This window comes from Micromonospora sp. BQ32, from assembly GCF_059358895.1.
Genome location: NZ_JCADBI010000025.1, coordinates 25,916 through 46,465, shown reverse-complemented (window position 1 = coordinate 46,465; position 20,550 = coordinate 25,916). Strand labels below are relative to the sequence as shown.

The following is a 20,550-nucleotide window of genomic DNA, read 5'->3' as shown; positions in this document are numbered from 1 at the left end:
ACGCGCAGGGGAGCCGCCGAGTGCCCGAGTCTACCCCCGATAACATGGTTGGGTGACTCCTGCAGAACTAGCCTCGGTCGTCCTTGCCGCCGCCCACGCCGTCTTCGAGCAGCGTGGGCTCGACCGCGCGGCGCTGCCGGAGAGCACGGTGGTGGAGCGACCGCGCAACCCCGAGCACGGCGACTACGCCTCGACGCTCGCGCTGCAGTTGAGCAAGAAGGTGGGCGTCCCGCCCCGGGAGTTGGCTACGGCCCTGGCCGACGAGTTGGGTCGGGCGCCGGGTGTCAAATCGGTGGAAATCGCCGGGCCGGGCTTCCTGAACATCCGGCTCGACGCCGCCGCGGCCGGTCAGCTCGCGCGGGTGATCGTCGAGGCCGGTGCGGAGTACGGCCGCAGCGACCGGCTCGCCGGCGAGAAGATCAACCTGGAGTTCGTCTCGGCCAACCCGACCGGGCCGGTGCACATCGGCGGGGTCCGCTGGGCGGCCGTCGGTGACGCGCTGAGCCGGCTGCTGCGGGCCACCGGCGCCGACGTCGGGACGGAGTACTACTTCAACGACGCCGGTTCGCAGATCGACCGGTTCGCCCGGTCGCTGCTCGCCGCGGCCAAGGGTGAGTCGGCGCCGGAGGACGGCTACGGCGGGGCGTACATCGCCGAGATCGCCAGCGAGGTGCAGGCCCGCCGGCCGGAGGTGCGCTCGCTCGACGACGACGCCGCCCAGGAGGTCTTCCGGGTCGAGGGCGTCGCGCTGATGTTCGACGAGATCCGCACCTCGCTACGCGACTTCGGGGTGGAGTTCGACACCTACTTCAACGAGAAGGACCTGCACGACCGGGGTGAGCTCGACCTGGCGTTGAGCCGGCTGCGCGAGCAGGGGCACCTCTACGAGTCCGAGGGCGCCACCTGGCTGCGTACCACCGACTTCGGCGACGACAAGGACCGGGTGCTGCGGAAGTCCAACGGCGAGTGGACGTACTTCGCCGCGGACTGCGCCTACTACCTGGACAAGCGCGAGCGCGGCTTCGAGCGGGTCGTGATCATGCTGGGCGCCGACCACCACGGCTACATCGGCCGGATGAAGGCGATGTCCGCCTGCTTCGGCGACGACCCGGAGCGCAACCTGGAGATCCTCATCGGGCAGCTGGTCAACCTGCTGCGCGACGGCGCCCCGCTGCGGATGAGCAAGCGGGCCGGCACGGTGATCACGCTGGAGGACCTGGTCGAGGCGATCGGCGTGGACGCCTCCCGGTACGCGTTGGCCCGCTACTCCAGCGACTCCCCGATCGACATCGACATCGAGCTGTGGACCCGGGCGACCCGCGACAACCCGGTCTACTACGTGCAGTACGTCGCCGCCCGGACGGCGGGCGTGGCCCGCAACGCCGCCGAGGTGGGGCTGGTTCCGGGCGACGGGGACGCGTTCCGCCCCGAGCTGCTCGACCACGAGAAGGAGAACGAGCTGCTCAAGGCGCTCGCCCAGTTCCCCGCGGTGGTGGCGACGGCCGCCGAGCTGCGGGAGCCGCACCGGGTGGCCCGCTACCTGGAGGAGAGCGTCGCCGCCTCCTACCACCGGTTCTACGACAACTGCCGGGTGCTGCCGCTGGGCGACGAGGAGATCACCGACCAGCACCGCGCTCGGCTCTGGCTCAACAACGCCACCCGCACGGTGATCGCCAACGGCCTCTACCTGCTCGGCGTCTCCGCACCCGAGAGGATGTGACATGAGGGCTCATGAGGCTGGTGCGCTGCACGCGGACATCAGCAACCAGGGGCCGGCCTGGCTGCGTACCCCGGCCGACGTCAACGCCCTCGTGCCGGCGCTGTGGCCGCGGTCGGTGACGCGCGGCGCCGACGGCGCGGTCGCCGTCGCGGGCCTGAGCGTCCGCGACATCGCGGCCGAGTTCGGCACCCCGGTGTACGTCCTCGACGAGGCCGACCTGCGGTCGCGCTGCCGCGACTTCCGGGCGGCCTTCCCGACCGAGGACGTCTTCTACGCGGGCAAGGCGTTCCTCTGCCGGGCGGTGGTCCGGATGATCGCCGAGGAGGGCCTGCACCTGGACGTCTGCACCGGCGGTGAGTTGGCCACCGCGCTCTCGGCCGGAATGCCGCCGGAGCGGATCGGTTTCCACGGCAACAACAAGTCGGTCGCCGAGCTGGGCCGGGCGTTGGACGCCGGGGTGGGCCGGATCATCGTCGACTCGTTCACCGAGATCGACCGGCTCACCGCGCTGGCCCGCGAGCGCGGGGTCCGGCCCCGGGTGCTGGTCCGGGTCACGGTGGGCGTCGAGGCGCACACCCACGAGTTCATCGCCACCGCCCACGAGGACCAGAAGTTCGGTTTCTCGCTGGCCGGCGGTGCCGCCGCGAACGCCGCGTTCAAGATCCTCGACGAGGATGTGCTGGAGCTGCGCGGGTTGCACTCGCACATCGGCTCGCAGATCTTCGACGCCAGCGGCTTCGAGGTCTCGGCCCGGCGGGTGCTCGCCCTCCAGGCGCAGATCCGCGACGCGCGCGGGGTGGAGCTGCCCGAGCTGGACCTCGGCGGCGGCTTCGGCATCGCGTACACCACCCAGGACGACCCGGCGACACCGCAGGATCTGGCCAAGCGCCTCCGCAAGATCGTCGACTCGGAGTGCGCGGCGGAGAACCTGGCCGTGCCGCACCTGTCGATCGAGCCGGGCCGGGCCATCGTCGGGCCGGCCGTGTTCACCCTTTACGAGGTCGGCACGGTCAAGGAACTCGACGGCATCCGGACGTACGTCAGCGTCGACGGCGGAATGAGCGACAACATCCGCACCGCCCTCTACGACGCCTCCTACTCGGCCACGCTGGCCTCGCGGGCCTCGGAGGCGCAGGCGTTGCTCGCCCGCGTGGTGGGAAAGCACTGTGAGTCGGGGGACATCGTGGTGAAGGATGAATTCCTGCCCGCCGACGTGCAGCCCGGAGATCTTGTCGCAGTGCCCGGCACCGGTGCGTACTGCCGAAGCATGGCCAGCAACTACAACCATGTGCCCCGGCCACCGGTGGTCGCGGTGCGCGACGGCCAGGCGCGCCTGATCGTCCGGCGGGAAACCGAAGAGGACCTGCTCGCATTGGATGTTGGATGACGTCACCTGTGCGCTTGGCGCTGCTCGGCTGTGGCACGGTCGGCCAGGAGGTGGTCCGGCTGCTGCACGAGCAGTCGGCCGACCTGGCCGCGCGGATCGGCGCTCCGCTGGAGATCGCCGGCATCGCCGTCCGCCGGCTCGGCCGCGACCGGGGTGACCTGCCGGTCGACGAGGACCTGTTCACCACCGACGCGCTCGGTTTGATCAAGCGCGACGACGTGGACGTGGTGATCGAGGTGGTCGGTGGCATCGAGCCGGCCCGGAGTTGGCTGGTCGAGGCGCTGCGCGCCGGCAAGAGCGTGGTCACCGCCAACAAGGCGCTGCTCGCCGAGGACGGCGTGGCCCTGCACGAGGCGGCGGCCGAGGGCGGCGGTGACCTCTACTACGAGGCGTCCGTGGCGGGGGCCATCCCGCTGCTGCGCCCGCTGCGGGAGTCGCTGCACGGCGATCGGATCAACCGGGTCACCGGCATCGTCAACGGCACCACCAACTTCATCCTCTCCGCGATGGACGCGACCGGCGCCGGCTTCGCCGAGGCCCTCGAAGAGGCCACCGCGCTGGGGTACGCGGAGGCCGACCCGACCGCCGACGTGGAGGGCTTCGACGCGGCGGCGAAGGCGGCGATCCTCGCCTCGCTGGCGTTCCACACCCGGGTCGGCGCCGCCGACGTGCACCGCGAGGGCATCACCGAGGTGACCGCCGCGGACATGGCCAGCGCCCAGGCGATGGGCTGCACGATCAAACTGCTCTGCATCGCGGCCCGGGGTGTCGACCCCACCGGCCGGGAGACGGTCAGCGTCCGGGTGCACCCGGCGATGATCCCGCGCAGCCACCCGCTGGCCAGCGTCGGGGACGCGTTCAACGCGGTCTTCGTGGAGGCGGACGCGGCCGGGCAGCTGATGTTCTACGGCCGGGGCGCCGGCGGCGCGCCCACCGCCAGCGCGGTGCTCGGTGACGTGGTCGCGGTGTCCCGCAACCGGCTCGCCGGGGTGCGCGCGGCCAGCGAGAGCGCGTACGCGGACCTGGCGGTCCGGCCGATGGGTGAGGCGTTGACCCGCTACCACGTGAGCCTCGACGTGGCCGACCGCCCGGGTGTGCTGGCCTCGGTGGCGAGCGTGTTCGCCCGGCACGACGTGTCGATCGCGACGGTGCGGCAGGGCTCGGCGGGCGGGCCAGCGGGCCGCGAGGGCGACGCCGAGCTGGTCATCGTGACGCATGTGGCGCCGGACGCCGCGCTCGCCGCGACCGTCGGCGAGCTGCGCGGTCTGGACATTGTCCGGTCGGTGACCAGTGTGCTGCGGGTCGAGGGCGACGCCTGAGTCGTTGCATCATCGACGGGACGGCTCGAGCGTCCCGCCAGGTGGGTAAGTCGGGGTGTGCCATCGACCACTCCGGCAGGCTGGTCCAAGGTGGCCCTGATGCTCGGCCGGGCGCGGCGGTAGAGGCGAGGAGAACGACATGTGGCGGGGTCTGATCGAGGCGTACCGGGATCGGCTGCCGGTCACCGCGGCCACGCCGGTCGTCACGCTGCACGAGGGGAACACCCCGCTGTTGCCGGCGCCGGTGCTGTCCGCCCGGCTCGGTTGCGACGTGCACCTCAAGGTGGAGGGCGCCAACCCGACCGGCTCCTTCAAGGACCGGGGGATGACCCTCGCGGTGTCCAAGGCGGTCGAGGCCGGCAACAAGGCCATCATCTGCGCCTCCACGGGCAACACCAGCGCCTCCGCCGCGGCGTACGCGGCCCGGGCCGGGTTGACCTGTGCCGTGCTGGTGCCGCAGGGCAAGATCGCGTTGGGCAAGTTGGCCCAGGCGCTGGTGCACGGCGCGAAGCTGCTCCAGGTGAACGGCAACTTCGACGACTGCCTCGCGACGGCCGCCAAGCTCGCCCAGGACTACCCCGTCGCGTTGGTCAACTCGGTCAACATCGACCGGCTGCACGGCCAGAAGACCGCCGCCTTCGAGATCGTCGAGGCGCTCGGTGACGCTCCCGACATCCACTGCCTGCCGGTCGGCAACGCGGGCAACATCTCCGCGTACTGGATGGGATATTCGGAGGAGATGGCTGCCGGCGCCACCACCCGGACCCCGAAGATGTACGGCTTCCAGGCCGCCGGGGCGGCCCCGATCGTGACCGGCCAGGTGGTGCCGGAGCCGTCGACCATCGCCACCGCGATCCGGATCGGCAACCCGGCGAGCTGGACCAAGGCGCTGGATGCTCGGGACGCCTCCGGTGGCCTGATCGTGTCGGTGACCGACCGGGAGATCCTCTCCGCGTACCGCCTGCTCGCCCGCGAGGTGGGGGTCTTCGTCGAGTTGGGCAGCGCGGCCAGCGTGGCCGGCCTGTTGCAGCAGGCCGCGGCGGGTGCGGTGCCGCCCGGTTCCACGGTGGTCTGCACGGTGACCGGCCACGGGCTGAAGGACCCGGAATGGGCGATCTCCACCGCGCCGGCACCGGTGACCATCGCGAACGACCCACTGGCCGCGGCCCGCGCCCTCGACCTGGCCTGAGCGCGCCACCGTCCGGGTGGTGATCGGCGGCGGGTAGGCGGACGGCGGGACGGCCCGGGGGTGGCGGGGGCCGAGGTATGCGAGTCCGGCACACTTTCGGGTATCCCCGCCCGCATTCTCGTTCAGGAGTGAGCCAGGCCGATGTCGCTGCTCGCCAGATTCAGCCTCGCCAACCGAGGGCTGATTGCCCTCATCGCGGTGGTGACCACGGTGTTCGGAGCGTTCGCCGTTCCGTCGCTGAAGCAGCAACTGCTGCCGTCGCTCGAGTTCCCGGCCGCGTTCATCGTGGCCCCCTACCCCGGCGCCGGCCCCGAGATCGTCGAGTCGCAGGTGACCGAGCCGATCGAGAATGCCCTCCAGGGCATCCCGGGGCTGGACAAGGTCACCTCCACATCGCGCGAGGGCGCGGCCACCGTCCAGGTGACGTACGAGTTCGGCACCGACCTCGACGACGTGGTCAACAAGATGCAGACCGCGCTGAGCCGGATCGACGCCCAGCTGCCGGAGAGCGTCGACCCGCAGGTCATCGCGGGTAGCACCGACGACCTTCCGGCGGTGGTGCTGGCCGCGGCCGGCGCGGCGGACGAGCGGGCGCTCGCCGAGAAGCTGCGCGCGACGGTGGTGCCGGAGCTGGAGGGCATCGAGGGGGTACGCACGGTCGAGGTGACCGGCACCCGCGACAACGTCGTGGTGGTCACCCCGGACCCGGCGAAGCTGGCCGCCGCGAAGATCCAGCCGACGGCGATCGGCGCGGCGCTGAAGACCAACGGCGTGGCGGTTCCGGCCGGCGCGGTGACCGACGGCGCGCTGGCCCTCCCGGTGCAGGTCGGCACGCCGATCGCCACCTTGGAGGAGCTGCGCGGCATCGTGGTCGTCCCGGCCGCGGCACCTGTCCGCCTCGGTGACGTGGCGACGGTCGAGCAGCAGCTCGCCCCGGCCACGGCGATCACCCGGACCAACGGCAAGGACAGCCTCGGCATCGCGGTCACCGCGTCGCCGGACGGCAACGCCGTGCAGATCTCGCACGAGATCCGCGACCGGCTCGACGACCTGAAGGACGCCTCCGGCGCGGAGCTGACCGTGGTCTTCGACCAGGCGCCGTTCGTCGAGAAGTCGATCGAGTCGCTGACCACCGAGGGCCTGCTGGGCCTGGTGATGGCGGTCATCGTCATCCTGGTCTTCCTGCTGTCGGTGCGTTCGACGGTGGTCACCGCGGTCTCCATCCCGCTCTCCGTGCTGGTGGCGTTGATCGCCCTGTGGATCGGCGACTACTCGCTCAACCTGCTCACCCTCGGCGCGTTGACCATCGCGGTGGGTCGGGTGGTGGACGACTCGATCGTGGTGTTGGAGAACATCAAACGACATCTGGAGTACGGCGAGGAGAAGCGGCACGCCATCATCACCGGCGTCCGGGAGGTGGCCGGCGCGGTGACCGCGTCCACCCTCACCACGGTGGCGGTGTTCGCGCCGATCGCGCTGGTCGGCGGTTTCGTGGGCCAGCTCTTCGCGCCGTTCGCGATCACCGTGACGGTGGCCCTGCTCGCCTCGCTGTTGGTGTCGTTGACCGTCATCCCGGTCCTCGCGTACTGGTTCCTCAAGCCGCGCGGCGGCACCGCGGACGACGAGGCGGTACGGCACGCCGCGGAGGAGAAGGAGCTGCGCAGCCCGTTGCAGCGGGCGTACCTGCCGGTGATCGGGTTCGCCACCCGCAAGCGATCGACCCGGTGGATCACGGTCGGGCTCGGCCTGCTGGTGCTCTTCGGCACCTTCGGTCTGGCACAAAAGTTGGAGACCAACTTCCTGGACGACTCCGGCCAGGACACCCTCAACATGAGCCAGGAGCTGCCGGCCGGCAGTGGCCTGGCAGCCACCGACGCGGCGGCCAAGCAGGTCGAGTCGGTGCTGTCCCGCGCCAAGGGCGTCGAGACGTACCAGGTGACCGCGGGCGGTGGGGACAACCCGTGGGCGGGCGGCGGCGGTAACAACGTCGCCAGCTGGTCGCTGGCGCTTGACGGTGACACCGACGCCAAGCAGATGCGTGAGGTGCTGCGCAAGGAGTTCGACAAGCTCGGCGCCGGCGTGGGTGAGATCAGCTTCGGTGGCGGGCAGGAGGCGTCGACCAGCCAGCTGGAGGTGATCGTCCAGGCCAGTGACCCGGAGGTGCTGACCCGGGCCGCCGAGGAGGCGCGGGCCGCGATGGCCGGTGTTCCGGACGTCGAGGACGTCTCCACCAGCCTGTCCGCGCGGGTGCCGCGGGTCGACGTGACGGTCGACCGGGTCGCCGCCGGTCGGGTCGGGCTCACCGAGGCCGCCGTGGGGCAGCTCGTGTCGCAGGCGTTCCGGGGAGCGCCGCTGGGGCAGGTCGCGCTCGACGGTCAGCAGCAGAACGTGGTGCTGCGGTTGGGCACGCAGCCGCCGATGACCGTGGCGGAGCTGCGGGCACTGCCGGTTGGTCCGGTCAAGCTGGGCGACATCGCGCAGGTCACCCAGGGCGAGGGGCCGCAGCAGGTCACCCGGATCGACGGTGAGCGCAGCGTGTCGGTGACCGGCGCGGCGACCGGCTCGAACCTGGGTGCGACCAGCACGGAGTTGCAGAAGCGGCTGGACGGCATCAACGTGCCGGGCGCGAGCTTCACCATCGGTGGTGTCAGCGCGGATCAGGCGGATGCCTTCGCGGACCTGGGCCTGGCGGTGCTGGCCGCGATCGCGATCGTCTTCCTGATCATGGTGGCCACGTTCCGCAGCCTCACCCAGTCGCTGATCCTGCTGATCTCCATCCCGTTCGCGGCGACCGGTGCGATCGGCCTGCTGTTGATCACCGGGACGCCGCTCGGCGTGCCCGCGCTGATCGGTGTGCTGATGCTGGTCGGCATCGTGGTGACCAACGCGATCGTGTTGCTCGACCTGATCAACCAGTACCGGGCGCAGGGCATGGGGGTCCGGGAGGCGGTGGTCGAAGGTGGCCGTCGCCGGTTGCGCCCGATCCTGATGACGGCGGTGGCGACCATCTTCGCGCTGCTGCCGATGGCGCTCGGGTTGACCGGTGAGGGTGGCTTCATCTCTCAGCCGCTGGCGGTCGTGGTGATCGGTGGTCTGCTCAGCTCGACGCTGCTCACGCTGATCCTGGTGCCGACGCTCTACACGATGGTGGAGCACACCAAGGAGTCGCTGCGGGGTCGGCGCGCACGGCGGCGCTCCGGGGAGTCGGCGGTGACCACGGTGGAGGCGGACGAGGCGCCAGCCCCGAACCAGGTCGCGGTGCCGAGCGGCGCGCCCGCCCCGGCTGCGGCCGAGGGTGCGCAGCCGGCCGGGCGACCCGCGCCGTCGTCGGCGCTGGTGGAGGGCACGGACCAGTTCGAGGTGCTGCGGCTGCCCCGTAGCCGTACCTCGCCACTGCCTCCGTCCGAGCCGACCGAGTAGGTCGAAGCGCAGTTCGGAACGCCCCCGGCGGAATTCTGCCGGGGGCGTTCCAGGTTCATCCGAAAACACTCCGACTCGACCTACCCGCACCTTGTGTAACTTCTTGCGTACTCCTCGTAGATGGGTGGGGTGTGGGCGAGGCGGAGCGGGCGGATGGTCGGGGGCGTCGTCTGGTCGGTGCGGACCAACCAACGCCTGGTGGCGCTCACCTTCGACGACGGCTCGGCACCACAGTGGACTCCGATGCTGCTCGACATCCTGGCCCAGCACCGGGTTCCGGCCACCTTCTTCAGGGTCGGGCGCAGGTCAGCCGGCACGCCGACATCGTCCGTGACCGGCTCGCCGGGCACGAGGTGGGCAACCACAGCTGCGACCACCGGGACCGCATGATCAACGGGCCACGGTCGAGCAGCTACACCTTCGTCACGCTCTCGGCGCTGCTGGGAGCGGGTATGGCCTCGACAACGACCAGGTAGGGTCGCGCTCCGTGGCGTCCACCCTCTCGGTTCTGACCGGCAATCGGAGCTTTCGTAACCTCTTCCTCGCCGAGCTGGTGGTCTTCGGCGCCGACTGGTTCGTCATGGTGCCGCTGCTGGTGCTGCTGCCGCACCTGACCGGCAGCGGCGTCTGGGGCGCGCTGGTGTTGGCGGTGGACACCGGCATCGTGGCGTTGCTGCTGCCGTACACCGGCACCATCGCCGACCGGTTCGACCGTCGGAAGATCATGATCGCCGCCAACGTGGCCGCGCTGGCGGGCGTGCTGCTGCTGCTCGGCGTGCGGAACGCCGAAACGGCGTGGCTGGCGCTGGTCGCGATCGGCGTGGTGGCGGTCGCCAAGGCGTTCTACTCACCGGCCGCCCAGGCCGCGCTGCCCAACGTGCTGGAGCCCCACGAGCTCGCCGCGGGCAACGCCGTCGCCGGCTCGGCCTGGGGCACCATGACGGTGGTCGGCGCCTCGCTCGGCGGCGTGCTCAGCACCGCTGCCGGCCCGTACGTCTGCTTCTGGGTGGCGGCGGCGGGCCTGGCGATGGCCGCGGGCCTCGCCACCCGGATCCGCCGGCCGTTGCAGGCACCCCGGGACGCCGACCAACCGGCCCAGCGGACCTGGTCCGCGGTCCGGGAGGCGCTCGGCTACATCGGTCACCGCCCACGGGTGCTCGCGCTGGTCACGGTGAAGTCGGCGGTGGGTCTGGGCAACGGGGTGCTGACCGTGTTCCCGCTGCTGGCCGGTGTGTACGGTGTCGGCCCGCTCGGCGCCGGCCTGCTCTTCGCGGTACGCGGGGCGGGAGCGTTGGTGGGGCCGATCCTGATGCGCCGGGTGCTGACCAACCGTGCCTGGCTGCTGCCCGGTCTCGCGCTGTCCATGTCGCTCTACGGCCTGTCCTACCTGGGCACCTCGGTGGTGCGATGGTTTCCGCTGGTGCTGCTGCTGGTCTTCGTGGCGCACTTCGCGGGTGGCAGCAACTGGGTGATGTCGAACTTCGCCCTCCAGGGCGAGGTCCCGGACCGGCTTCGGGGTCGCGTCTTCGCCACCGACATGATGCTGGCGACGCTGGCGATCTCGGTGAGCCAACTCGCGGTGGCCCTGGTGGTGGACGTGGTCGACGAACGGGTGGTGCTCGCCGGCTGCGGTCTGATCACCCTCGTGTACGCGGTCGGCTGGCGGATCGCCACCCGCCGGCTCTCGCTCACCGATCCGGCCGCCGAGCCGATTCCGGACCCGGCCGGCTGAACTCGGCGGTCCCAGGCAGCGGGCGCGGGGCCGGTTCGTCGGTGCCGAGCCCTAGCATGAGCGCGTGCCGACGAACTTCACCGCCGAGCCGGTCCGGGTCCGGGTGCCCGCGACCAGCGCCAACCTGGGCCCGGGCTTCGACGCGCTGGGTCTCGCCCTCGGGCTCTATGACGACGTGGCCGCCCAGGTCGGGTCGGGCGGTGTCCGGGTGACCGTGACCGGGCAGGGCGCCGGTGAGCTGCCCGACGACGACCGACACCTGGTGGTGCGGGCCATGCGCGCCGCCTTCGACGTGCTCGGAGCGCACCCCGGAGGGCTCAGCGTGGAGTGCGTCAACCGGATCCCCCAGGCGCGCGGGCTGGGCTCCTCGTCCGCCGCGATCGTCGCCGGGGTGCTGCTGGCCCGGGCCCTCGTCGTCGACGGGGAGCACCGCCTCGACGACGCCGGCGCGCTCCGGCTGGCCGCCGAGATCGAGGGCCACCCGGACAATGTGGCGCCCTGCCTGCTCGGCGGCTTCACCGTGGCCTGGTCCGAGCCGGGCGGCGCCCGGGCGGTGTCCCTGCCGGTCGCCGACGCGGTGCGGCCCACGGTTTTCGTCCCGGCGGAACGCGGATTGACCGCGACCGCGCGGGCGGCTCTGCCGGCCACCGTGCCGCACGGCGACGCCGCGTTGACCGCGGGGCGGGCCGCACTGCTGGTGCACGCGCTCACCACGGCCCCGACCCTGCTGCTGCCGGCCACCGTCGACCGGCTCCACCAGGATCACCGCGCAGCCGGAATGCCAGGCACGTCTGCCCTGGTCAGGGCGTTGCGTGCGGCCGGTGTGGCGGCTGTGGTCAGTGGGGCGGGGCCGACTGTGCTGGCGCTCAGCGAGCCTCCAGCGGGCTTCCCAGTGGGAACAGACTGGGAGATCTGGCAGTTACCGATAGACGTCAGCGGCGCGCGGGTCGCACGGGGTAGACTTGGACACGCCGAGCGGGACCCTGTTGCCGCAGGTCGGAAGAGTTGATTACGCTCTAGACCTAGCACAGCCGCGAAGCACGCGATCTCCTGCGGGGCGGCGCACCCCCGAAGCTCTCGGCGGTCAGCCCGTCTACCCCTGCCAAAGGCCCACGCCGCACCGCAGTTTCCACAGGTCGCCGCAGACGGCGAGACCTGCTCACCGACGTTGGTGAGTCGGGATACCGACCGGCTGCTGTGTCACAGACTCCCGCGACGCGTCCTTGCGAGGCGGGTGCACCGAGGCCGCCCGGCCACCTGAGCTCCGACTCCGGGCAGTCCCGGCCTTATCGAGGGAAGGAATCCATTGAGCGACACCACCGACGTGACGTCGGATGTTTCCAACGTCGCTGGCGATGCCACCGCCGCCGCTCCCGCCCGTCGTCGGCGTAGCGGCACCGGTCTGTCGGCGATGCTGCTGCCAGAGCTGCAGAGCCTGGCTGCGTCGCTCGGCATCTCCGGCACGGCTCGCATGCGCAAGGGCGAGCTGATCGCCGCGATTTCCGAGCGGCAGGGCGGCAACGCCGCCGGGACCCCTCGACCCCGGGCCGAGGTCGCGGCCGCGGCCGCCCCGACCCGTGAGGGGGTGCGCGCCGAGGTGCGGGAGACCGCCGACCGGCCGGCCGCCGAAGGTCGCGGTGCCGAGCAGGCCCCGGCCGAGCCGGCAGCCGAGACCGAGGGCCGTAGCCGCACCCGGCGGAGCCGGACCGCAGCAGCGGAGACCCGTCCGACCGAGGCGCGTCCCGTTGAGGCGCGTCCGACCGAGGCCCGCACCGAAGAGGCGCGTACCGAAGAGGCTGGTGCCGGCGAGCGGACCGACCGCGGCGAGAATCGCCGGGACCGGACCGAGCGTGCCGAGCGCTCCGACCGGGCTGAGCGTTCCGACCGGGGCGACCGGGGCGACCGGGGCGACCGGGCTGAGCGTGCTGACCGGGGCGAGCGTGCCGAGCGGGGCGAGCGCAACGACCGGGGCGAGCGTGCCGAGCGGGGCGAGCGCAACGACCGGGGCGAGCGTGCTGACCGGGGCGACCGGGCCGAGCGCAACGACCGGGGCGACCGTGCCGAGCGGGGCGAGCGTGCCGAGCGCAACGACCGTCCGGAGCGCAACGACCGCACCGACCGCGGTGACCGCAACGATCGTGGTCAGCGTGCCGAGCGGGACAGCGACGACGACGACGGCGAGGGTGGCGGCCGGCGCGGCCGGCGCAGCCGTTTCCGGGACCGTCGCCGCGGGCGCGGCGAGCGCACCGAGACCGGTGCCGACACCGGCGGGCGTGAGCCGCAGGTCAGCGAGGACGACGTGCTCGTCCCGGTGGCCGGCATCATCGACGTGCTCGACAACTACGCCTTCGTGCGGACGACCGGTTACCTGGCCGGCCCGAACGACGTGTACGTCTCGATGTCCCAGATCAAGAAGTACGGTCTGCGCCGCGGTGACGCGATCACCGGTGCGGTCCGGGCGGCCCGCGAGGGCGTCAACAGCGGTGACCAGCGGCGGGACAAGTACAACCCGCTGATGCGGCTGGACACGATCAACGGCATGGAGCCGGAGGAGGCGCGGCGGCGTCCGGAGTTCTACAAGCTCACTCCGCTCTACCCGCAGGAGCGCCTGCGGCTGGAGACCGAGCCGCACATCCTGACCACCCGGGTCATCGACCTGGTCATGCCGATCGGCAAGGGCCAGCGGGCACTCATCCAGTCTCCGCCCAAGGCGGGTAAGACGATGGTGTTGCAGGCGATCGCCAACGCGATCACCCGCAACAACCCGGAGTGCCACCTGATGGTGGTGCTGGTGGACGAGCGGCCTGAAGAGGTCACCGACATGCAGCGGTCGATCAAGGGCGAGGTCATCGCGGCCACGTTCGACCGTCCGCCGCAGGACCACACCACGGTGGCGGAGCTGGCCATCGAGCGGGCCAAGCGCCTGGTCGAGCTTGGACACGACGTCGTCGTGCTGCTCGACTCGGTGACCCGGCTCGGTCGGTCGTACAACCTGGCGGCGCCGGCCAGCGGCCGGATCATGTCGGGTGGTATCGACTCCACCGCGCTCTACCCGCCGAAGCGGTTCCTCGGCGCGGCCCGCAACATCGAGAACGGCGGGTCGCTGACCATCATCGCCACGGCGCTGGTGGAGACCGGGTCCATGGCGGACACGGTCATCTTCGAGGAGTTCAAGGGCACCGGCAACGCCGAGTTGAAGCTGGACCGGAAGATCGCCGACAAGCGGACCTTCCCGGCCATCGACATCAACCCGTCCGGTACGCGTAAGGAAGAGGTCCTGCTCGCACCCGAGGAGCTGGCCATCATCCACAAGCTCCGGAAGGTGCTGCACTCGCTGGACTCGCAGGCCGCGATGGATCTCCTGCTGGACCGGCTCAAGCAGTCCCGCACGAACATCGAGTTCCTGATGCAGATCGCGAAGTCGACGCCGGGGGAGTAACTCTCCCCGGGTGAGACGAAGGGGCACGGCCGCACCGGCCGTGCCCCTTCGTCATGGTGGGAGCCGCAACGGGCGGGGGCGACACCAACGGAACCGCTGCCCGCGCGGTGAGTTGTTGGAATTTTCCTTCGGTTCAGTCGGCAGGTATTGAAACTTCTATTCATTGCCGGGTTGACTGTCGTCCATGCGTACCCGCAGACGATCCGCCCGCCGCACCGGCGTCCTGCTGCTGACGCCGCTGCTCGCCCTGGCCCTGTCGCCGCCGGCCACCGCCGCACCCACCATCGACCCGCCCACCCCGGCCTCATTGGCCTCACCCACCATCGCGGAGGACGCGCCGCCCGCGTCCTCCCGCCCGGCCGGCTCGGTCAGCCTGGCCGCCGCCCCGACGGTCGCGACCGCCCCGACCACCAGCGCTGGTGGTCTGGAGCCGGCCGGCGGGCTGGAGACCACGAAGGCCACCCGGCCGGTCGCGCCGGGCGTGCAGCTGACGTCCTTCGACCGGTACGACGCCGAGGGCTGGCTGCGCGCCGACGCGCTCACCACCGACCTGGCCGGCGGCTCCACCGTCGACTACGTCAACTCCGGCGCGGTCAGCCGCGCCGAGCCACTGCGGAAGGCGGTGGACCAGTCGCACGCGGTCGCCGCGGTCAACGGCGACTTCTTCGACATCAACAACTCCGGTGCCGCCCAGGGCGTCGGCGTCCGTGACGGCGAGCTGATCCAGTCGGGGGTCAGCGGTCATCGCAACGCAGTGGCGGTCACCACGAACGGGCTCGGGCGGGTGATCGAGGTGAACTTCGACGGCAGCGCCACCCTGCCCACCGGGCCGGTCCCGCTCACCCAGTTCAACAACTTGGTGCAGGCCGACGGCATCGGCGCCTTCACCGAGCTGTGGGGGACGTACTCCCGGCAGCGCGCCGTGGAGGGCGCGGCCCGGGTGGTCGAGGTCACCGTGACCGGCGGTCGGGTGGCCGCGGTGGCAAGTGTGGCCGGTAGCGGCCCGATCGTCGCAGGCAGCACCGTGCTGCTCGGCCGCGACCTCGGCGCGGACGCGCTGGCCGGCCTGCGTCCCGGTGACCCGGTGGCGGTGGCCTGGCGGCCGAAGCCCTCCGACGGCAGCACCCTGCACGCGGCGGTCGGGGGCGGCAACGTCCTGGTCCGCGACGGGGCCGTGCAGAACATCGCCGATCCGACCCTCGCCCCCCGCACCGCCGTCGGTTTCAGCGCCGACGGTCGAAAGATGATCATGCTGACGGTGGACGGCCGTCAGGTCGACAGCCGCGGCGTGACGCAGACCGAGATGGGCCGGATGATGGCCGAACTGGGCGCCCATCACGCGCTCAACCTGGATGGTGGCGGATCGTCCACGCTGCTGGCCCGGGAGCCGGGCGCGCCCGGCGTGCAGCTGGAGAACGGCCCCTCCGACGGCAGCGAGCGGGCCGTGCCCAACGGCCTGGCCATCTACGCGCCGAAGGGCAGCGGGCGACTCACCGGCTACTGGGTCGAGACGGCCAGCGACCCCACCGCCGCCCCGGGCGTCTCACCGGTGCGAGGTGGGCGGCCCGACCGGGTCTTCCCGGGGCTGACCCGCACCCTCACCGCGTCCGGCTACGACGAGACGTACGGCCCGGCGGCCGGCGCCCCCACCTGGCGGGCGACCCCGGCGGTACGCGGCCGGGTCGACCGCGACGGCGTGTTCCACGCCGGCGTACCGGGGGCCAGCACGGTCACCGCCGCACGGGGGCGGGTCACCGGCTCGCTGAACCTCACCGTGCTCGGCCCGCTGGCCCGGATCGGCACCACCACGCCGCGGGTCGGACTGGCCGGCCTGGACGGTAACGCCCTGGTCGGCGTGGTCGGGTACGACGCCGAAGGCAACACCGCGCCGATCGAACCGGCCGACCTCACCCTCGACTACGACAGGGACCTGCTGCGGATCACCCCCACCGGGGACGGCAACCTGTCCATCGCCGCGTTGCGGGACACCGGCTCGGGCCTGGTGACCGTTCACGTCGGACGCACGAGCGCTGTCCTGCCGGTCACCGTCGGACTGACCGACGTGCCGGTCGCCGGTTTCGACGACGCCGCGTCCTGGCGGTTCAGCCAGGCCCGTGCCAGCGGATCGGTCGCGCCGGCGCCCGGGCACACCGGCACCGGCCTGCGCATGTCGTACGACTTCAGCCAGTCCACCGGCACGCGGGCGGCGTACGCCGATCCACCCGCCTGGATCGAGGTGCCCGGTCAGCCGCAGGGCTTCGGGATGTGGATCCACGGCAACGGCACCGGCGAGTGGCCCAGCCTGCACCTGCACGACGCCCAGGACACCCAGCACGTGCTGCGCGGCCCACTGATCACCTGGACCGGCTGGCGGTACGTGGAGTTCGCGGTGCCGGCCGGGGTGCAGTACCCGGTGCGGGTACGCCGCTTCTACGTGGCCGAGACGAACGCCGCGGCGCAGTACACCAGTGAGGTGATCATCGACGACCTGGTGGCGAAGGTACCCCCGACGGTCGACGTGCCGGAGGTGGCCCCGCGTACCGATCGGGTGGTGGTCCGCGACGGCACGGTGGACGGCGCGCCGTGGCGGTTCGCGGTGCTCTCCGACGCCCAGTTCGTCGCCGCCGACCCGGACAGCGACCTGGTCGCCCAGGCCCGGCGGACGTTGCGCGAGGTGCGGGCGGCCCGGCCGGACTTCCTCCTGATCAACGGCGACTTCGTGGACACCGCCTACCCGGCCGACTTCGCGCTGGCCCGGCGGATCCTCGACGAGGAGTTGGGCGACGCGCTGCCCTGGTACTACGTGCCCGGCAACCACGAGACCATGGGTGCCCCGATCAGCAACTTCGCGGCCGCGTTCGGTGCCACCTCCCGGGTGTTCGACCACAACGGCACCCGGTTCGTCACGCTGAACTCGTCCACCGGGACGCTGCGCGGCGGCGGCTTCGACCAGGTACGGATGCTCCGCGAGACGCTGGACGCGGCGGCCACCGACCGGCGCGTGGGTTCGGTCGTCGTCCTGCACCACCACCCGCCGCGCGACCCCAGCCCGGCGCAGGCCAGCCAGCTCGCCGACCGCAAGGAGGCGGCGCTGCTGGAGCAGTGGCTGGCCGACTTCCAGCACCGCACCGGCAAGGGCGCGCTGTTCGTGGGCGGGCACGTCGGCACCTTCCACGCCGACCGGGTGGACGGGGTGCCGTACGTGATCAACGGCAACGCGGGCAAGACGCCGTCCACCCCCGCCGACCAGGGCGGCTTCACCGGCTGGACGGAGTTCGGCGTGGACCCGGTGACCCCGGCCGAGGCGGACCGGGCCCGCCGTGACCCGTTCGCCGAGGGCCCGCGCTGGGTGGACGCGGAGTTCCACGCGCACGCCGACCGGCTCACGGTGGCCGCCCCGGCCACCGTCGCGGTCGGCACCCCCGCGGCGGTCACCGCCACGCTGACCCAGCCCGGCGGGCGTACGGTCCCGGTGGCCGCACCGGTCAGCGCCGACTGGTCGGCCTCTCCGGGAGTGCACATCGGCTCGGCGGCCGGGGTGCGCCCATGGCACACCGCCCGATTCGACCCGGCCACCGGCACCCTGACGGCGCTGCGACCCGGCGCGCCGATACGCCTGACGGTCGAGGTCAACGGCGCCCGTGCCGAGGCCACCATCACCGTCACCGGGTGAACTGTCCGGATGGGCCCCCACGCGTGGGGGCCCATCCGGACACCTCAGAAGTCGCCGTCGGCCACCTGGAAGACGGTCAGGCCGAGGGATCGCCACATCTGCACCACCTGGACGCGATCGTCGAACACGCCGGCCACCCGGTAACGGTCTTTGATCTCCCGGTCGTAGATCTCCCGCTTCACGATCGAGTCCTTCCGGGAGTCGCCGACGGCCCGCAGGTGCAGGCCCAGGTAGGGCACTCGGACGTGCCGGGCCAGCCACGCCTCGGTGGCCGCGCGGGCGGAGGCGTCCCGTCCGGAGCAGAAGACCACCCCGTACCCGGCGGCGTGCATCGCCCGGACCGCCGCGATCACCGCCGTGTTCGGCTGGTCCTCGCCCACCCGGGTCATGTCGTACGGGCTGCGGGAGACGGCCAGCGCGACGGTGCCGTCGATGTCCACCAGCACGATCTCCGGTGGCTCGGTCGACGGCGGGTGCACCACGGCGGGGGACCCGGTGCGGGCCTGCGGCACCGGCAGCGGCAACGTCCGCCCCTCCAGGTACCGCTCGTGCAACCGGCGGATCGCGTCCGCGCCGACCTGGTCGGCGGCCGGGCGGGCGGCGTCGCGGCGCAGGCACTCGGCCAGCGGCACGTCGGTGAAGTCGTGCACCTCGAAATCCGCGCCGTAGCGGGCGGCCAGGTCGGCCCACCCCCGCAGGGTCCGCGCACGCAGGTTGGTGTCGTCCACGCAGACGTCCGCCCGGGCCCGCAGCAGCGCCTCGACCTGAGCCTGCTGCACGGCGGTCACCTGCGCCTCGGCCCACTGGGTGAACAGCCGCTCGCCGTGCAGCATCCGGCGCAGGTCGTCCCGGTTGACCCGCGAGACGGACGGCTGGAGCGTGCGGGCGAACGTCGTCTTGCCCGAGGCGGGCAGTCCCCGGGTGGCGATCAGGCGGGTCATCCACGCACCTCCGGCTCGACGGGCGTACCCCGGGCGGGGTACCTGGCGGTGATCCGCCCGGTGCGCGAATGCCCCGTCGGGCGGCGGGAATGCGGACGGGTAGGCACGTGTTGACGATGCCGGACGAGGTGTGCGGCCCGACTACCGGGTCGGCTCAGGCCCATGGCACACTGGTCAATCGGCCACCGGTTCCGGTTCACGCCCGAGCCCGTCGCGTACGGCGCGACGAGCGATGACGGCGACCCGGCGACCACCAACGAGAGGACCGAGGCGATGAAGGCAAACATCCACCCGGAGTACGTGACCACCGAGGTCACCTGTTCCTGTGGCAACACGTTCACGACCCGCAGCACCGCCAAGGGCGGGGCGATCCACGCCGAGACCTGCAGCGCCTGCCACCCGTTCTACACCGGTAAGCAGCGCGTTCTCGACACCGCCGGCCGGGTCGCGAAGTTCCAGCAGAAGTACGCCAAGGTTCAGGCCAAGAAGGCCAAGTAACTCCTCGTTCGGCGCCCGCGTCCGGTTTTTCGCCGGACGCGGGCGCCGTCCGCGTTTTCCTCCGTTTCCGCCCGGCCGCTGGCCTCCCGGCCCGGCCGGGTCGTCGCGCACCGTCGAAGGAGCATCCGCAGCATGAGCAGCGAGCGTCTGGCCGGCCTTCTCGACGAGTACGCGGAGCTGGAGAAGCGGTTGGCCGACCCGGCCATCCACGCCGACCAGGCCACCGCGCGCAGGGTCGGCCGCCGGTACGCCGAGCTGGTGCCGCTGCACAAGGCCGCCGACGAGTTGGAGCAGGCCCGCGCCGATCTGGCCGCGGCTCGCGAGTTGGCCGCCGAGGACCCGTCCTTCGCGGCTGAGGCGGACGCCATCGCCGGGTCCCTGCCGGTGCTGGAGGAGCGCCTCGCCGAGCTGCTCATTCCGCGCGACCCGCACGACGCCAAGGACGTGATCGTCGAGATCAAGGCCGGTGAGGGTGGCGAGGAGTCGGCGCTGTTCGCCGGTGACCTGCTGCGGATGTACACCCGGTACGCCGAGCGGCACGGCTGGGTCACCGAGGTGATCGACGCACAGGACTCCGACCTCGGCGGGGTCAAGGACGTCTCCCTGGCGATCAAGACCAAGGGTGTGCCGGACGGCGGCAACGGCGTCTGGTCGCGGCTCAAGTGGGAGGGCGGCGTGCACCGGGTGCAGCGGGTCCCGGTGACCGAGTCGCAGGGCCGGATCCACACCAGCGCCGCCGGGGTGCTGGTGCTGCCGGAGGCCGAGGACGTCGACGTCACGATCGACCAGAACGACCTGCGCATCGACGTGTTCCGCTCGTCCGGCCCGGGCGGCCAGTCGGTGAACACCACCGACTCGGCGGTGCGGATCACCCACCTGCCGACCGGCATCGTCGTCTCCTGCCAGAACGAGAAGTCCCAGTTGCAGAACCGGGAGCAGGCGATGCGGATCCTGCGGGCCCGGCTGCTCGCCGCCGCTCAGGAGCAGGCCGACGCCGCCGCCTCGGACGCGCGCAAGGCGCAGGTGCGCACCGTGGACCGCTCGGAGCGGATCCGCACCTACAACTTCCCGCAGAACCGGATCACCGATCACCGGATCGGTTACACCGCGTACAACCTGGATCTGGCGCTCGGCGGCGAGCTGGACGGGGTACTGGACGCCCTCACCGAGGCCGACCGGGCCGCCCGGCTCGCCGGCGACACCGAGTTGACCCGCCGCTGACCGCGCCGCCC

13 protein-coding genes are annotated in these 20,550 nt (G+C 72.1%); 12 read left to right on the top strand and 1 reads right to left on the bottom strand.

Features of this window, described 5'->3' with window-relative positions; translation table 11 throughout:
• The first annotated feature begins 52 nt into the window (after positions 1 to 52).
• From argS to AC5L30_RS30775, 10 genes are all read left to right on the top strand, one after another.
• Positions 53 to 1,720 (top strand): arginine--tRNA ligase, encoded by a 1,668-nt coding sequence (gene argS, locus AC5L30_RS30820; RefSeq protein ID WP_494871602.1) that lies wholly within the window; start codon positions 53 to 55, stop codon positions 1,718 to 1,720.
• 1 nt (position 1,721) lies between these two features.
• Positions 1,722 to 3,107, top strand: a complete 1,386-nt coding sequence (lysA, locus tag AC5L30_RS30815) for a diaminopimelate decarboxylase (protein WP_494871600.1) — start codon at positions 1,722 to 1,724, stop codon at positions 3,105 to 3,107.
• A gap of 8 nt (positions 3,108 to 3,115) precedes the next feature.
• Positions 3,116 to 4,426 carry a homoserine dehydrogenase gene (locus tag AC5L30_RS30810; RefSeq protein ID WP_494871641.1) on the top strand — a complete coding sequence of 437 codons (1,311 nt, stop codon included), beginning with the start codon at positions 3,116 to 3,118 and terminating at the stop codon, positions 4,424 to 4,426.
• Between the two features lie 139 nt (positions 4,427 to 4,565).
• Positions 4,566 to 5,615, top strand: coding sequence for a threonine synthase (thrC, locus tag AC5L30_RS30805; RefSeq protein ID WP_494871599.1), 1,050 nt, complete (start codon positions 4,566 to 4,568; stop codon positions 5,613 to 5,615).
• A gap of 141 nt (positions 5,616 to 5,756) precedes the next feature.
• The gene (locus AC5L30_RS30800) at positions 5,757 to 9,035 is read left to right on the top strand and encodes an efflux RND transporter permease subunit (protein ID WP_494871597.1); all 3,279 of its coding nucleotides are present in this window, start codon (positions 5,757 to 5,759) and stop codon (positions 9,033 to 9,035) included.
• Between the two features lie 153 nt (positions 9,036 to 9,188).
• Positions 9,189 to 9,425 carry a polysaccharide deacetylase family protein gene (locus AC5L30_RS30795; protein ID WP_494871595.1) on the top strand — a complete coding sequence of 79 codons (237 nt, stop codon included), beginning with the start codon at positions 9,189 to 9,191 and terminating at the stop codon, positions 9,423 to 9,425.
• Between the two features lie 97 nt (positions 9,426 to 9,522).
• Positions 9,523 to 10,767 (top strand): MFS transporter, encoded by a 1,245-nt coding sequence (locus tag AC5L30_RS30790; RefSeq protein ID WP_494871594.1) that lies wholly within the window; start codon positions 9,523 to 9,525, stop codon positions 10,765 to 10,767.
• A 64-nt stretch (positions 10,768 to 10,831) separates the two neighbouring features.
• Positions 10,832 to 11,776: a homoserine kinase gene (thrB, locus tag AC5L30_RS30785; RefSeq protein WP_494871592.1), complete on the top strand. Its 945-nt coding sequence runs from the start codon at positions 10,832 to 10,834 to the stop codon at positions 11,774 to 11,776.
• 297 nt (positions 11,777 to 12,073) lie between these two features.
• The gene (rho, locus tag AC5L30_RS30780) at positions 12,074 to 14,206 is read left to right on the top strand and encodes a transcription termination factor Rho (protein WP_494871591.1); all 2,133 of its coding nucleotides are present in this window, start codon (positions 12,074 to 12,076) and stop codon (positions 14,204 to 14,206) included.
• A 184-nt stretch (positions 14,207 to 14,390) separates the two neighbouring features.
• Positions 14,391 to 17,879 carry a phosphodiester glycosidase family protein gene (locus AC5L30_RS30775; protein ID WP_494871589.1) on the top strand — a complete coding sequence of 1,163 codons (3,489 nt, stop codon included), beginning with the start codon at positions 14,391 to 14,393 and terminating at the stop codon, positions 17,877 to 17,879.
• A 44-nt stretch (positions 17,880 to 17,923) separates the two neighbouring features.
• Here the strand turns inward: AC5L30_RS30775 and AC5L30_RS30770 are convergent, their stop codons facing one another.
• Entirely contained in the window at positions 17,924 to 18,820 is an 897-nt protein-coding gene (locus AC5L30_RS30770) for a phosphatase domain-containing protein (protein WP_494871588.1), read from the bottom strand.
• Positions 18,821 to 19,093: 273 nt separating this feature from the next.
• Between AC5L30_RS30770 and rpmE the strand changes: the two genes are divergently transcribed.
• Both rpmE and prfA read left to right on the top strand, forming a co-directional pair.
• Positions 19,094 to 19,318 carry a 50S ribosomal protein L31 gene (rpmE, locus tag AC5L30_RS30765; protein ID WP_130404116.1) on the top strand — a complete coding sequence of 75 codons (225 nt, stop codon included), beginning with the start codon at positions 19,094 to 19,096 and terminating at the stop codon, positions 19,316 to 19,318.
• Between the two features lie 132 nt (positions 19,319 to 19,450).
• A complete protein-coding gene (gene prfA / locus AC5L30_RS30760) occupies positions 19,451 to 20,539 on the top strand; it encodes a peptide chain release factor 1 (RefSeq protein WP_196919502.1) in 1,089 nt (362 codons plus the stop codon).
• Positions 20,540 to 20,550: the final 11 nt, after the last annotated feature.